Origin of the sequence: Undibacterium sp. KW1 (assembly GCF_009937955.1) — a bacterium.
Lineage (GTDB): Bacteria > Pseudomonadota > Gammaproteobacteria > Burkholderiales > Burkholderiaceae_D > Undibacterium.
In genome coordinates this window covers 5,089,836-5,103,743 of record NZ_AP018439.1, presented here as the reverse complement: position 1 = coordinate 5,103,743, position 13,908 = coordinate 5,089,836, and the positions used below count along the sequence as shown (strand labels likewise).

The 13,908-nt window shown below is 51.3% G+C and carries 16 protein-coding genes; 12 read left to right on the top strand and 4 right to left on the bottom strand.

Annotated elements, in window-relative coordinates:
- Nucleotides 1-4 precede the first annotated feature (4 nt).
- Nucleotides 5-2,167: a gluconolaconase gene (locus UNDKW_RS22980; RefSeq protein WP_162060635.1), complete on the bottom strand. Its 2,163-nt coding sequence runs from the start codon at nucleotides 2,165-2,167 to the stop codon at nucleotides 5-7.
- 165 nt (nucleotides 2,168-2,332) lie between these two features.
- Here UNDKW_RS22980 and UNDKW_RS22975 point away from each other — a divergent pair, with 165 nt between their 5' ends.
- The 4 genes from UNDKW_RS22975 (at nucleotide 2,333) to UNDKW_RS22960 (ending at nucleotide 5,906) form a co-directional block, all read left to right on the top strand.
- The gene (locus UNDKW_RS22975; RefSeq protein WP_162060634.1) at nucleotides 2,333-3,043 is read left to right on the top strand and encodes a glutathione S-transferase N-terminal domain-containing protein; all 711 of its coding nucleotides are present in this window, start codon (nucleotides 2,333-2,335) and stop codon (nucleotides 3,041-3,043) included.
- Nucleotides 3,043-4,149: a hypothetical protein gene (locus UNDKW_RS22970; protein WP_162060633.1), complete on the top strand. Its 1,107-nt coding sequence runs from the start codon at nucleotides 3,043-3,045 to the stop codon at nucleotides 4,147-4,149. The genes UNDKW_RS22975 and UNDKW_RS22970 overlap by 1 nt, the downstream gene beginning before the upstream one ends.
- Before the next feature lie 129 nt (nucleotides 4,150-4,278).
- Complete coding sequence (locus UNDKW_RS22965) at nucleotides 4,279-4,662, top strand: YciI family protein (RefSeq protein WP_162060632.1); 384 nt, start codon at nucleotides 4,279-4,281, stop codon at nucleotides 4,660-4,662.
- A complete protein-coding gene (locus tag UNDKW_RS22960) occupies nucleotides 4,644-5,906 on the top strand; it encodes an RNA polymerase sigma factor (protein ID WP_162060631.1) in 1,263 nt (420 codons plus the stop codon). The genes UNDKW_RS22965 and UNDKW_RS22960 overlap by 19 nt, the downstream gene beginning before the upstream one ends.
- Here UNDKW_RS22960 and UNDKW_RS22955 read toward each other — a convergent pair.
- Complete coding sequence (locus UNDKW_RS22955) at nucleotides 5,900-6,547, bottom strand: amino acid ABC transporter substrate-binding protein (RefSeq protein WP_162060630.1); 648 nt, start codon at nucleotides 6,545-6,547, stop codon at nucleotides 5,900-5,902. The two genes, UNDKW_RS22960 and UNDKW_RS22955, sit on opposite strands and share 7 nt — an antisense overlap.
- Nucleotides 6,548-6,756: 209 nt before the next feature.
- On the opposite strand from UNDKW_RS22955, the gene can reads away from it, so the two are divergent.
- From can to UNDKW_RS22930, 5 genes are all read left to right on the top strand, one after another.
- Nucleotides 6,757-7,425, top strand: coding sequence for a carbonate dehydratase (gene can / locus UNDKW_RS22950; protein ID WP_162060629.1), 669 nt, complete (start codon nucleotides 6,757-6,759; stop codon nucleotides 7,423-7,425).
- Between the two features lie 114 nt (nucleotides 7,426-7,539).
- The gene (locus UNDKW_RS22945) at nucleotides 7,540-7,707 is read left to right on the top strand and encodes a DUF2256 domain-containing protein (RefSeq protein WP_162060628.1); all 168 of its coding nucleotides are present in this window, start codon (nucleotides 7,540-7,542) and stop codon (nucleotides 7,705-7,707) included.
- A 26-nt stretch (nucleotides 7,708-7,733) separates the two neighbouring features.
- Nucleotides 7,734-9,281, top strand: coding sequence for a cryptochrome/photolyase family protein (locus tag UNDKW_RS22940; protein WP_162060627.1), 1,548 nt, complete (start codon nucleotides 7,734-7,736; stop codon nucleotides 9,279-9,281).
- 30 nt (nucleotides 9,282-9,311) lie between these two features.
- Nucleotides 9,312-9,551 (top strand): TIGR02450 family Trp-rich protein, encoded by a 240-nt coding sequence (locus UNDKW_RS22935; protein WP_162060626.1) that lies wholly within the window; start codon nucleotides 9,312-9,314, stop codon nucleotides 9,549-9,551.
- A complete protein-coding gene (locus UNDKW_RS22930; protein WP_162060625.1) occupies nucleotides 9,548-10,261 on the top strand; it encodes an SDR family NAD(P)-dependent oxidoreductase in 714 nt (237 codons plus the stop codon). The genes UNDKW_RS22935 and UNDKW_RS22930 overlap by 4 nt, the downstream gene beginning before the upstream one ends.
- 15 nt (nucleotides 10,262-10,276) lie before the next feature.
- Here UNDKW_RS22930 and UNDKW_RS22925 read toward each other — a convergent pair whose 3' ends face one another.
- Together UNDKW_RS22925 and UNDKW_RS22920 are read right to left on the bottom strand one after the other, a co-directional pair.
- Nucleotides 10,277-10,894 carry a nitroreductase family protein gene (locus UNDKW_RS22925; RefSeq protein ID WP_162060624.1) on the bottom strand — a complete coding sequence of 206 codons (618 nt, stop codon included), beginning with the start codon at nucleotides 10,892-10,894 and terminating at the stop codon, nucleotides 10,277-10,279.
- Nucleotides 10,895-10,930: 36 nt separating this feature from the next.
- A complete protein-coding gene (locus tag UNDKW_RS22920; protein WP_162060623.1) occupies nucleotides 10,931-11,812 on the bottom strand; it encodes an EamA family transporter in 882 nt (293 codons plus the stop codon).
- 204 nt (nucleotides 11,813-12,016) lie between these two features.
- On the opposite strand from UNDKW_RS22920, the gene UNDKW_RS22915 reads away from it, so the two are divergent.
- The 3 genes from UNDKW_RS22915 to UNDKW_RS22905 all read left to right on the top strand — a co-directional run bounded on the left by UNDKW_RS22915 (nucleotide 12,017) and on the right by UNDKW_RS22905 (nucleotide 13,880).
- Nucleotides 12,017-12,532, top strand: a complete 516-nt coding sequence (locus tag UNDKW_RS22915) for a MarR family winged helix-turn-helix transcriptional regulator (RefSeq protein WP_162060622.1) — start codon at nucleotides 12,017-12,019, stop codon at nucleotides 12,530-12,532.
- A 57-nt stretch (nucleotides 12,533-12,589) separates the two neighbouring features.
- Nucleotides 12,590-13,216: a tetratricopeptide repeat protein gene (locus UNDKW_RS22910; RefSeq protein WP_162060621.1), complete on the top strand. Its 627-nt coding sequence runs from the start codon at nucleotides 12,590-12,592 to the stop codon at nucleotides 13,214-13,216.
- A gap of 226 nt (nucleotides 13,217-13,442) precedes the next feature.
- A complete protein-coding gene (locus tag UNDKW_RS22905) occupies nucleotides 13,443-13,880 on the top strand; it encodes a hypothetical protein (protein ID WP_162060620.1) in 438 nt (145 codons plus the stop codon).
- Nucleotides 13,881-13,908: the final 28 nt, after the last annotated feature.

Genomic DNA, 13,908 nt, shown 5'->3' with positions numbered 1-13,908 from the left:
AGCATTATTCCAAGGTGAATCTCAAGTCCCGATTATCCTTCGCCACATTCCCCGCAAAATCCGCCGCATGGATACGCAAGACATAATTGCCCGGCGCCAGCTTGCTGACATCCCAGCTGCCTTTCTTCGCAATACCATCCTTGACCGTATTGCTGGCCATATACAAAAAGCGGGTTTTCTTTGCACCATGCACGGTGATGCCGCTTTCTTCTGCATACAATAATTTGACCATTTCACGGTCGGGTGGCAGGGCGTTGAATTCCATGGTCATGCGCGGGGTTTCATAGCCAGGCACGGGGCTGCCATCGGTATACAGGAGCTGGTAGCCTAACTGATACAGACCCAGACGACGGCGTTTGGCATTGTCATCGACCTGGTCATAGGCATCCACGACGATGCCATAATCCTTGACCTGGCTGGACAGGAGCAAGCGGCCCTGTTGTTTGTCCTTGATCTCTTTGCCGCTGCCATCAACGATAGTGATGTCTTCTATCTGCGGTGCGACAGTATCAACCAGGCCGGGGAAGTTCAATTTCAAAGGATTGATTTTAAGACCCGCATGATTATGTTCCAGATGCACATGGAACATGCGGTTGATGCTGCCCAGTGCTTCACCAGTCTTGAAACGGGTGCCGCGCCTGACACGCACGGCATAGGGTTTGCCATCTGCCAGTGTTTGTAGCTGGAATTTGTCTTCGTCAATCAGCGCATCTTTGGCGGTGCGCCCCACCTTCATGTGGATATACGCCATGCTGTCGAGCTTGATGCCTTCGCTGAGCCCGGCATAACCCCAGCTACTGCTGGTGCCGCGCACTTTTTCACTGGCGATGGCATATACGGTCGTGCCCATGTTGGCCTGTACATCAAGGCCACCGTGGAAGTGATCGCGACTTTCACCATCATAATTGCCACGCACTTCACCCATGGTGCCTACCACTTCATGCGGAGAATTTTGTGGCTTGATGGGCCAGGGGTAGGATTTGATTTCATCATCGGTGCGGGTATTTTTTATTTCCTGAACAGGCGCTGGTGCAGCTGATTTTTGTCCGGCCATGCTGTCAGGCATACCTTTGCTATGCAGGCTCACCAATTGCAGGCGGGCGGAATCGCTGACCAGCAGACCATCTTTGTCATTCAGCGCTATACCTGTGGGCTGCAAGAAGCGTATGGCCTTTTCATCCCCGGCTTCAAAATTGATGCCCACACCTGTGAGACCACGCATTTCACCCGTGGGAGAAATTTGTATGATGCGCCCCTTGCCACCTTCACCTATGTACAGATGATCGTCATAAGTGGCAACAATACTCAAAGGGCGGCGCATCAGCGGTTTCTCTTCATCATCCAGTGCACGGGCCAGGGTGGTGACTTGACCATCCTTGCTCAGCCTGCGTATGGCGTCGTTCTTGCTGTCGGCGATGAGTATGTCGCCCTTGCTATTGATTGCCAGACCGGTTGGCGTATCAAACAGGGCAGTGGCTGCTGCTCCATCCAGATAACCCGAGCCATTGCCACCGGCGAGTGTGCTGACCTGGCCATCAGGGCTGATCTTGCGTATGCGGTCATTGTAGGTGTCTGCCACATAGATATTGCCAGCAGCATCTACGGCTATGCCTACCGGGCCATTGAATTGTGCCTCAGCACCCATGCCATCGCGATAGCCGGGTTTGCCATTACCGGCTAATGTCGTCACTATGCCTTCAGGGCTGATGCTGCGTATCGCATGATTGCCGGTATCAGCCACCAGCAAATTACCCTTGCCATCCAGCGCCATGCCAGACGGCGTATTGAAAGCCGCCTGATCAGCCTTGCCGTCGGCAAAACCTTCGACAGAACCGGCATAAGGCGCAACTGCGCCATCAACACTGATCTTCAATATCTGATTATGCTCACCTGCATCGCTGACAAAAATAGTGCCGTGTTTGTCTATCGCGACTGCATAAGGATCAGAAAAATAACTGCTATCGACGTCAGGCACGCCTGCATACACATCCAGTTCAGCCTGCCAGTCAAATGAAGTTGCTGCCGGTTTTTTGATGATACCTACTTTCGCCAGCAAGTTATCGGGCGCAACATTACTGCTGTCTTTGCCCAGATAGCGTGCCAGTCCCAGGACTATGGCGATCAAGGCGATAACAAACAGCAGGCGTATGAGGATGGTTCTGAGCATGAGGCAAATAATAGTATGTACGGCACAAGTCGTGCAGCTTAGCCCAAATGTCGTCCACTCGCCATCACAGATATGATGGCCCTGCGCAGAAATTTCATAAATGGATTAGCATCTGGTTTCTACGCCTGAAAGGCCGCTATCAGATCAACCCAGGAAGGAAACACCATGTCCAGCTCTGTTCTCAATAATTTTCCCATCACCAAAAAATGGCCAGCCCAGCATCCTGAGCGCCTGCAACTGTATTCATTGCCGACACCGAATGGCGTCAAGGTTTCCATCATGCTCGAAGAAACCGGCCTGGCTTATGAGCCCCACCTGGTTAGCTTTGAGACCAATGACCAGACTTCGCCAGAATTTTTGTCGCTGAACCCGAATAATAAAATCCCCGCCATCATCGACCCGCAAGGCCCCGGTGACAAGCCACTGGCGCTGTTTGAATCTGGTGCCATCCTGATCTACCTGGCAGACAAGACCGGGCAGTGCATCCCCACCGATGCGGCAGAGCGTTATGAATGCCTGCAATGGCTGATGTTCCAGATGGGTGGCATAGGCCCGATGTTTGGTCAACTTGGTTTCTTCAATAAATTTGCTGGCAAGGCCTATGAAGACAAACGCCCGCGCGACCGCTACGTGGCAGAATCCAAACGCCTGCTGTCTGTCGTCAACCAGCGCCTGGCAGACCGCAAGTGGATCATGGGTGATACCTACACTATCGCCGACATCGCGATATTCCCATGGATACGTAATCTGATCGGTTTCTATGAAGCAGGTGATCTGGTAGGCATCAATGACTTCCCGCATGTGCAACGCGCCCTGGCTGAGTTTGTCGGGCGTCCTGCTGTGCAAAGAGGCTTGTTGATACCGGCACGCGGATAATGCTCGTCAAAAATATCAGTTTGCTAGGCAGTGCCTTGTTATTTTCAGGCACTTGCCTGGGCGCCACCTTCAGCGATAAGCCACTTAAGTATGTCAGCAAGAATAATATGGGTGGCAAGACAGAACTCACTATACCCTTCATCTCGACTGAAGATCAGCAAGTGGCAGACCGCATCAATAACTTTCTGCACATACACTTGCTGAATACTTTGTCACCTGCAAAAGAAGATGCTGCTAAAAAAACGGCATTGTTAGAGCTGGAATTTCCTCTTGAGTCCATGGAGCCAGCATCTTCTGGTCTGGTGAATGGCAAGCGGCAATATGCCATCGCTGTCAATACCGAAGGCTGCGGTGCATATTGCTCTTCGAGTGAAATACATATTGACTTTGATACCAGAAGCGGGCGCGTCATCACGCCTGTGGAATTATTAAGTGAGTCTGGTAAAAAGGCACTGGGTGCGCTGCTACAAAAAGACAGCCTCAGGCGTTTGCGCACAGAAATAGCCCGCCTGGAAAAACTCTTGGCCAAGGGCACGAAACAGTACAACAAAGAAGTGATAGCGCAACAGCTTGAACTATATGAGCACTGCCTGGAAGCTCGTAATGGCAAGGCAGGCAACTACCTTGGGTCTATACGCATACTCGACGGTGCCCTCAGTTTTGATATTGGACCTTGTTCTGCGCATGTTAACCAGGCCCTTGATGATCTGGGCAATCTGGTCATGACATTCAAGGCACCACAGTTGACTGCCTACCTCAGCAATTATGGAAAATATATTTTGCTGGGAGAGGGTACAGGAAGCATTGATGACATCAATCCCTATGCACAAGTTTTTCGTGGCAAGATTAATGGCAATATGCCCATTACCTTGATGTTGACAAGCAATGTTGAAGGAATATCCTATCCCAGTTCCCGCTATTTTTATGACAGGCATCGCAAGGCCATAGAACTCAGCGTTGAGCGCAAGAAAGATGTCACTGAACTGACTGAGTCAGACAGCAAGGGAAATACTACGGCAAGCATAAGTTACCGCCGCGCAGGCAATAAATTGCTTGGGCAATGGCGCGGGGGAGGCAAGACACTGACATTCGAGGCAGCTCCTTAAACCTTGTCATGACATACAATAAAGATTGCTGTATAAAATATTTTCACTGCTTTGTCGATTTGCCAGTATCCCAAACGTCATTGTCATGACGGCGCATCCTGCCCGTTGACTATTAAAGAGGAGAAAGTCATGCAATACATGTTATTGATCGCTGCAAATGAAGCCGAAGAGCAACAAATTCCTGATGCCGACATGGTGCAGATGATTGCCGCCTATGGTGCCTATACTGAAGCGTTGATACAGGCAGGCGCGCTGGTGTCCGGTGAACGTTTGCGTGAATCGACCAAGGCAACCACGGTACGTGTGCGGGAAGGCAAGACCACGGTGCTGGATGGCCCTTATGCCGAGGCCAAGGAACAACTGGGTGGCTTTTACATCATCGATGTGGCCGACCTCGATGCAGCCTTGCACTGGGCGGCGCGTTGCCCGGGTGCTGCTTATGGTTCTATCGAAGTCAGACCCATCTGGCCTACAGAAAACATGTCTGGCGACGAATGCACGGCAGCAGCCTGACTGGTGTTGGCGAAGTAGAAAAGGCTGCAAAGGTAGCCGGGGCCGCCGCCCGCAACAGTTATGGGCGGCTGGTCGCTATTCTGTCGGCACGTTCGCATGACGTGGCCTGGGCAGAAGATGCCTTGGCCACGGCTTTTGAAAATGCCTTGCAACATTGGCCGCAGACTGGCATACCGGCAAAGCCAGAAGCCTGGTTATTGACCGTGGCCAGGCGTGCCATGATCGATGGCGCACGTCAGCGGCAAACCCAGGCAGCAGCCTTGCCAGATTTACTCTTGCTCAGCGATGATTTGATGGAGGAGGTCGACAGTGCTGCTATACCTGACCAGCGCCTGGCCCTGATGTTTGCCTGTGCCCATCCGGCCATCGATGCCAGCATGCGGGCACCGCTGATTTTACAAACCATCCTTGGCCTGGACGCGGCAGCCATAGCCTCGGCCTTTCTGGTATCACCTGCCACCATGGCACAAAGGCTGGTGCGGGCGAAAGCCAAGATACGCGACTCTCGCATTCCCTTATTGATACCAGACCAGAGTGTTATCACAGCAAGACTGGATGCCATCAATGACGCCATCTATGCCGTTTATACAGCAGGCTGGGCAGATCTTGCAGGGGCAGAAGGGCAAACCAGTCTGGCTGATGAAGCCATCTGGCTGGCCGATTTATTGGCTGCGCTGAAGCCGGATGAAGCTGAGTCCCTGGGTTTGCTGGCACTCATGCTGTACACAGAATCGCGAAGGCCAGCAAGGCGTGATGCCAGTGGTGAGTATGTGCCTCTGGCTCAGCAAGATACCCAGCTTTGGGATGGCAAACTAATACGCACTGCTGAAAAAATCCTGAAACGTGCCAGTGTCTTGCAACAGGCCGGGCGTTACCAGCTGGAAGCCGCCATACAATCTGCCCATGTCGCCCGGCGCTTTAGTGGCCAGACGGACTGGCCAGCCATAGTGCAACTCTATGTGCAGTTGATGTGTATGACTGATTCGCCGGTAGTCGCCATCAACTATGCCATCGCTGTGGCAGAAACAGCCGGCCCGCAAGCAGCGCTGGACATTTTGCCCACAGTACAGGCACAGCCGCGCCTGCAAAACTACCAGGCTTACTGGGCGGCGCGTGCACATTTGCTAAGAAGTGCCGGTGACGTGGAGCAGGCCCGCCAGGCTTATGATATTGCCATAGGGCTGGAGCCGGATGCAGCAGTGCGGCGCTTTTTGCAAAAACAGCGTGCCAGTCTGGATCAGTGATTTTTGCGTAACAGGATTTCCAGCTTGTTTGCCAGTGCCGCATGTTTTTTATGCAGGTAGTGGTAGAGTGGGATAGTGCTGATTGCCGGCGTCAGCATGTGTACCGTGCCTTCCAGCCCCAATTCTTTCACCAACTGCAAACCAGCCTGTTCATCAATGACGATCAGTTCTACCCGTTTGTTTAACATTTGCCGGAAGGCTGTCTTGATATTTTGTTCGGCATGGCCGGTACTAAACCCCTGGGTGTTTTGTTCTATAAGCTTGGTGCCGGTTTCATATGAAAAACTATGTTCACGCAAACTGTCCCAGCCATGATCAACAGCGATATTTTTATCCAGAGCAAAAGCGACGGTATTGGTGGTCGCCAGCGGCACCAGGATTTGCAATAGATTGGGATATTCCGCACGCAGGCCTGCCTTGCGCATGAGTTCGCCATCCAGTCGTCCGTTATTTGATTCTTGCAAGGCGCGATTGCCGGGCAGGTTGACGAACTCAAGCTGCACGCCCAGCTTTTTATATTGTTCAATCAGATAGGCAGCCGCAGCTTTTTCCATGGGGCCGCCCTGACCAAAAGTGGCGATACGCAAGTTTTTTTGCTGCGCCTGGGCTGTGACAGGGGCTGTGATGCCGAGGCAAAACATGCTGACTGCGTAAAGCCAAATTACTATTGTCTTGCCTGAGATCATGCCTGAACTCCATCTCCATCACTGGACGTTTGTTTCCTGCAAGGATTGCCATGTCAGATCGACTATGCCAGATTAGCATGCCAGATTAGCATGTCAGGATATATTATGCAGGCAAACGCCAATACGGTTAGAATCTCGCCTGTCTAGAATAAATGGGCGAGAGCATGAGCGCAACAAGCAACACAGGATTGACTCCACAGCAATTATTTGAAAACAACCGCAAATGGGCTGCTGCCATCACGGCAAAAGACGCCAATTTCTTCAAGACGCTGGCGGCACAGCAAAGCCCTGAGTACCTATGGATAGGCTGCTCTGACAGCCGCGTTCCGGCCAATGAATTGCTGGGCCTTTTGCCCGGCGAACTGTTTGTCCACCGTAACATCGCCAACGTTGTCGTGCATTCTGACCTCAATTGCCTGTCTGTATTGCAATTCGCGATTGATGTACTGGGTGTCAAACACATCATTATCTGCGGTCATTATGGCTGTTCCGGCGTGCATGCTGCCATGACCAACCGTCGCGTTGGCCTGGCCGATAACTGGCTGCGCCATGTCCAGGATGTGCATCAAAAACATGAGAAATACCTGGGCGAGGTATTGTCTGTGCAAGAGAAAAGCGAACGCCTGTGCGAGCTCAATGTCATTGAACAAGTCGTCAATCTCTGCCGCACCACTGTCGTACAAGACGCCTGGGAGCGTAGCCAGCCATTGACCGTGCATGGCTGGGTGTATGGCCTGCGCGACGGTTTACTGAGCGAATTAGGCATGACCATCAGCTCTGCTGATGAACTGGCTACGCATCACGCAGCCAGCCTGGCACGTTATGATCAATAAAGACGCCATTTTTGGAATCAGTCAGTAGCAATACAGATGGCTGCACAATGCAGCCATCTCATCATTTGCAAGATCAAGGCATCTTCCTGATGGTCGTATTCAGATGAAATTCAGATGAAAATGCGAAAAAAGGCGGACCTGCCCAGCAAGCTTTGCCAGACTTGCGGCCTGCCATTTAACTGGCGCAAGAAATGGGAAAAAAACTGGGACGAGGTCAAATACTGTTCCCAGCGCTGCCGCAGCAACAGCCAGAGCAGTCGCAGTGGCAAGTCACAGACTTGAGAGCCGCCACCAAATCGGAGAACGCCATGCAAACTGCCGCACCCGCAACCACATTACGCCTGATACTCGGTGACCAGCTCTATCCTGCGCATAGCTGGTTTAGCCAAACTTCTGACGACATCGTCTATGTCATGATGGAAATCCGGCAAGAGACAGATTACGTGCTCCATCATGCGCAAAAAATTATCGCCATCTTTGCCGCCATGCGCGCGCTGGCTGCACAACTCCAGGCTGCTGGCCATCGCCTGCATTATCTGACTATCGATGACGCAGACAATATACAATCCCTGACAGCCAATCTCGACTGGCTGCTGGCACGTTATCAGTGCAGCCAGTTTGAATACCAGGAGCCTGACGAATTCAGGCTCGATGAACAACTCGCCGCCTATTGCGATGCCAGCAAGATCAATTGCCGCATGCGCAGCAGTGAACATTTTTTTACCCGCCGTGATGAAGCCGCCATCCTGTTCGAAGGTCGCAAGAAATGGCTGATGGAAAATTTCTATCGGCACATGCGCGTCAAGCACCAGGTCTTGCTGGAAGAAGCCAATAAACCAGTCGGCGGGCAATGGAATTATGACCACGACAACCGCAAAGCCTGGCCCGGCATACCCTGGGAACCGGCAGACTTCCGGCCTCGACATGATCATTCAGGTTTGTGGGAAACCATACAGCAGGCAGGTATCAATAGCTTTGGTGAAGCGAATGCGGCAAATTTTGCCTGGCCGCTGAACAGGGCAGAAGCACTGGCACAACTTGATGCTTTCATCCAGCATGCCCTGCCGCATTTTGGCGAGTTCCAGGATTCCATGAGCAGCAAGTCATGGCGATTGTTTCACTCACTGATTTCTTTCGCCTTGAATGTCAAAATGCTGCAGCCACAAGAAGTGGTCAGCAAGGTAGAGGCTGCACTTTGGGCCGGCCATGCCGCACTGCCTGCGGTAGAGGGTCATATACGGCAGATACTGGGTTGGCGAGAATATGTACGCGGCATTTACTGGGCGCAAATGCCTGGCTATGAAGAACATAATTTCTTTGGCCATGAGGCAGAATTGCCAGCATGGTTCTGGACTGGTAAAACAAAAATGCGCTGCCTCTCCAGCGCCATCAGCCAGTCGCTGGAGCAAGCCCATGCCCACCACATACAGCGCCTGATGGTCATAGGCAATTTTGCCTTGCTCGCGGGCTTGCAGCCACAGCATGTTCATCGCTGGTATTTGGGCATATATATAGATGCGTTTGAGTGGGTTGAATTGCCCAATACCCTGGGCATGAGTCAGTTTGCTGACGGTGGTATGCTGGCAACCAAACCCTATGTATCTGCCGCAGCCTATATCGACAAGATGAGTGATTATTGCAAGGGTTGCCATTACGATAAAAAGCAACGTACAAGCGAACTTGCTTGCCCCTACAATGCGCTGTACTGGGATTTTTTTGCCCGTAACGAAGACAAGTTATCCAGCAATCCTCGCATAGGCATGGTGTATCCTCAGCTCAGAAAAATGGATAAAGACACCTTGCAGGCGTTGCGTGACAGGGCAACAGATATACGTGCCAGACTCGATGATCTTTAAGCAGATATAGCACCATTTGAAAGCCAGAAAATGAACCCCATACAACCAAACAAGCTCATGCTCTCCAAATGGACTGCGGTAGAAGTCGTTGCCAAACAAAAGCATTTTCTGGTCAGTAAAGTCTATTTGCCTGAGCAACAAGAAGGGCAGCTTGTCATGAATGCCCAGGTCGAATTTGTTGAGCTTGAAGCTGTCTATAGCAAGGCCAAACGCAAGATCGCCTGGCGTGAACTGGCTGACACGACCATGTGGAAGCAAGGGTGGGTATGATGGCTGATAGTTTGCTAAGCTCCTTCCCACAGGGCTTCAGGGCGCTGGTGATTGGCGCATCTGGCGGCATAGGTGCGGCATTTGTAGAACTATTGCGCGCGCAGGAACATTGTGGACTGGTTGTAAGTCTGCATCGCCAAAGCCAGCCAGTACTGGACTTTGCTAGTGAAGACAGCATTGCTGCAGCAGCTAGCGAGATGAAAGAGCGTGGTCCTTTTCATCTCATCATCAATGCGACTGGCGTATTGCATACCGCTGACTTCATGCCCGAGAAAAAACTGGCCGATTTGCAGTATGCACAAATGCAGGCGACTTTTCTCGTTAACACCTTTGGTCCTGCCTTGCTCCTGCGTCACTTCGCACCTCTGCTCGACAAACAGAGAGGTGTCATGGCCATGCTATCTGCCAAGGTCGGCAGTATAGAAGACAATCGCCTCGGCGGCTGGTATAGCTACCGCGCATCCAAGGCGGCGCTGAACATGATGATCAAGACCGCCGCCATAGAACTCAAACGCACCCATCCCGATGCAGTCTTATTTGCCTTGCACCCCGGCACGGTCAACACCGCCTTGTCTCAACCTTTTCGCGGTGCCAGCATAGGCCGCCCGGTAGCGCAGGCAGCCAGTGAAATGCTGGCGGTGATCAACAGCATGCGGCCTGCACAATCGGGTGAGTTTTATACTTATGCCGGTGAGACGCTGCCCTGGTAAATCCTCAACAGATTCTCAAACCAGTTGCATCACTTCATGCACTTGCTTGCGTGGTTTTTGCGACCAGTTGCCTTTGGCGGCATAGCCCACCGTGATCAGCATGACCGGGATTTCTGTGGCATGCAGATCAAATTCACGCGCCACCGCATCTGCATCAAAACCACTCAACGCGCAAGATGCCAGCCCCTTGCCTTGTGCTGCCAGCATCAAGGTCATTGCCGCCAGCGATGCTGAGCGCAGGGCTTCATCCCTTTGCAGCACCGCATTATTGGTATGGCTTTGTTCAGCCATGCCTACCCATGTTGTCAACATCTTGTCGTCAATGATCCCGGCAGCAACAGCAGGGCGCAAAGCGGGTTCGAGCTGGGCGTGGGCATTCAGGGTGCCGCAGATGATGAAAGTCACTGCAGCATCGCTGACCTTTTGCTGATTAAAAGCTGCTGCCTGCAAGCGCTGTTTAGCCTCGTCGCTGACAACCGCCAGGAATTTCCAGTTTTGAAAATTATAGGCAGAGGGCGCCAGCGTTGCCAGCCGCACGAGCTCGGTGATCTCGTCATTGCTGAGCTTGCGGCTGCTGTCATAGTTATTCGCAGAGACGCGAGATTCAATAATTTCTTGTATGGATGCGTGCATTTTATTTTCCTTGATAAAGATGAGAGTGATAAAAATTCAGGCCTGGCTACGCATGCTTTTTTGCACGACGATGACACTGGCAAGAACGATCAATAAACCTGCCAGCGAGAGTCCCCGCATGCTTTGATCAAGCACAATCCAGCCCAGGATGACGGCGGTGATGGGGCTTAACAAACCCAGTGAAGACACGGCCACCGGTGACAAGCGTGCTATACCGCGAAACCACAGACTGTAGGCCAGCAAGGCACCAACGATGGACAGATAGGCATAACCCAAAATCTGCGTCAGGTTCAGTGCAGGCAGCGGCGCATCCACCAGCAGGCTCAAAGGCAGCAGGATCAAACCACCCAGCAAGAGCTGCCAGCCAGTGAAAGCCAATACCGGCAAACTGCTTTGCCAACGTCGCGACAGATAGGTACCACCCGCCATGCAAACCGCCCCTGCCGCAGCAGCTGCCAGACCCACGGCATCCATGACCGCTGTGGCTGATAGCAACAGGGCCGCCATCCCCAGTACGGCACAGACACTGGCCGTGATCGCCAGCGCGGCTGGCCTGCGCCTGTCCAGCAGCCAGGCCATCGCCATGATCAGCAAGGGCTGTATAGAGCCAATCACCGCTGCCATGCCACCCGGCAGGCGGTAAGCCGCAATGAACAGCAGCGCCTGGAAGAAACCGATATTCAGTGCAGCCAGCACCAGCAAACGCCCCCATTCACGCGACAAGGGCAGGCGCTTGCAAAACAGCACCAGCAAAATCCCGCTAGGCAGGCAGCGCAGCAGGGCGGCAGTAAATGGCCGGTCTGGCGGCAGGAATTGTGTCGTGACGATATAAGTCGAGCCCCAGATGGCAGGGGCAAGGGCAGTCAGCAAGGTGTCGAGCCAAAAGCCCAGACGCGAAGATGCATTTGCAGTTTTCATGATAATGTCTTGAGTTCAAGATAAATTCATCTTAGCATAAACTATCTTGATATCAAGATAAATGCATATGCCTTGTGTGGTCTTTAAGGTCGCTGCAAGAGGTGAAAGAGCGTAAATACATGAATCGCCAGATGGCTGCCCATATAATGGCGACCTATACGCAAACGAATAATTGATGCGCGAATGAATAATCAGGGGAGCAAGATGGCGGAAAAGAAGATGGATGCAGTCGACAAGATTCTGGAACAATGGCGCAATGCCAGACCAGACCTCGATTGCAGCCCCATGGAAAACATAGGCCGCCTGCGCCGTTGCAGTGACCTGCTGAGCCGCGCGCTTGAGAGTACCTTCAATACCTTCGGCATGAGCGCCTGGGAATTCGACATGCTGGCCACGCTGCGCCGCTCCAGTAGCACCTTCTGCATGAGCCCGACTGACCTGTTTTCCAAACTCATGGTCACCTCAGGCACCATGACCCACAGACTGCAAAAGCTCGAAGCCAGCGGCTGGATACTACGCCTGCAAAACCCCGACGACGCCCGCAGCATGCTGGTGCAATTGACGGATACCGGCAAAGACCTGGTAGACCGTGCGCTGGTTGCTCACGTAGAGAACGAGAGACGCATCATGGCTGGTTTAAATGCTACGGATTTGCAGCGTTTGAATGAGGGATTGAGGGCGATGCTGGCGGTGTTGGAGAAGAGTTCAGATGATATCTAAACCGCTGGTCTTATAGACCCAAATCAGCAAGCGTGAAAGCAAAAATTTTGCAGGTGCATGAACAATGAAGTTGAGAAAGTCAGGCAAATGACAAAGCAACTGAATACCCAGGACATGATGGAGCAAGCACTTGCGGCATGCAGTGAGCTTGACTATAAACAAGCACTACCCTTGCTGGAGGAATTGGCCGCCTTGGAAATTCCAGATGCATGTGTACATCTGGCTTATATGTATGCTGACGGCAATGAAGATGTTGCAAAAGACGAAGCTCTATCGACAATCTGGTATTCAAAATATTTCTTTTTACTCAGACGCCAAATTCAGGAAGGTGATGCTGAAGCCAGTTTCAAATTAGCCAGCAGCTATCAGTATGGAAATGGCATTCGATGCGATGAAAAAAAAGCGGTTGAGTTTTACACGCTTTCAGCCAGTAAGGGTCATGCAGAAGCGCAATTTCATTTGTCCTGCCTATGGAAATATGGATGGTGTGGTTTGAAGGCAAATCCAGAGCAACAGATGTATTGGCTTCATCAGGCCGTCCGGCTTGAGCATCCTGAAGCCTTATATAGTTTTGGACTGATGTATATGCAAGATGATTTCGATAATGAGCAAGGGCTGCGTTTTATAAGACGCTCGGCAGAACTTGGATTTTGGGTAGCGAGTGATTATCTGAAGAGCCAGTGAGCAGGTGTGCATGTCATGCCAAATGCGTTGTCATCCGAGCTCTAAGGGTGATGATCAGGTGCTAAAAAGGTAGATGGGTAAAACAGCTCTTGTGTTGCAATACTTATTTGTTCGCCATTTTGACTACTTCCAGTTTTTGCAAATAGCCTTATTATCAAAAATTGACTTTGATATAATGAATTAGAGTATTTTTCCAATTTTTAATTGACTCGAGCTATTGAAATTTATGACAGAAATCAAGATAACAAAAGATAAAAACCAGGGCGCTTTTTTCCGTAATATAAAAACTTCCTTGCCACTGTGGTTACTCGCCACGATGATAATTTTTAATATCCTGTTTTATAAATCCTGGATATATCCAGTCGTCCTGATCGTGGCGTTGTTGATTAGTTTCCCATTGATTTTTCGCAAGCGGAACAAGTGGGGTGATCAATTAATTTTCACTCCAGAAAGGCTGACAATAATGAACGCAGATGTAGTTACGAATACCATTACTTATCAAACACTGAAGCATAAAAATTTGGACAATAAGACATTTTCTTGTTTGTGGGAAGTCGATGGCAAGAGAAATTACGTCATTGTTGGACGGGAAAGTTTTAGTGACGACAGTTGGCAGAAATTGGTGGAGGCGGTGAATTATTTGACTGTCCCGGCTACGAGATAACTTCAATAGACAGAGAATTAGCAGGAGA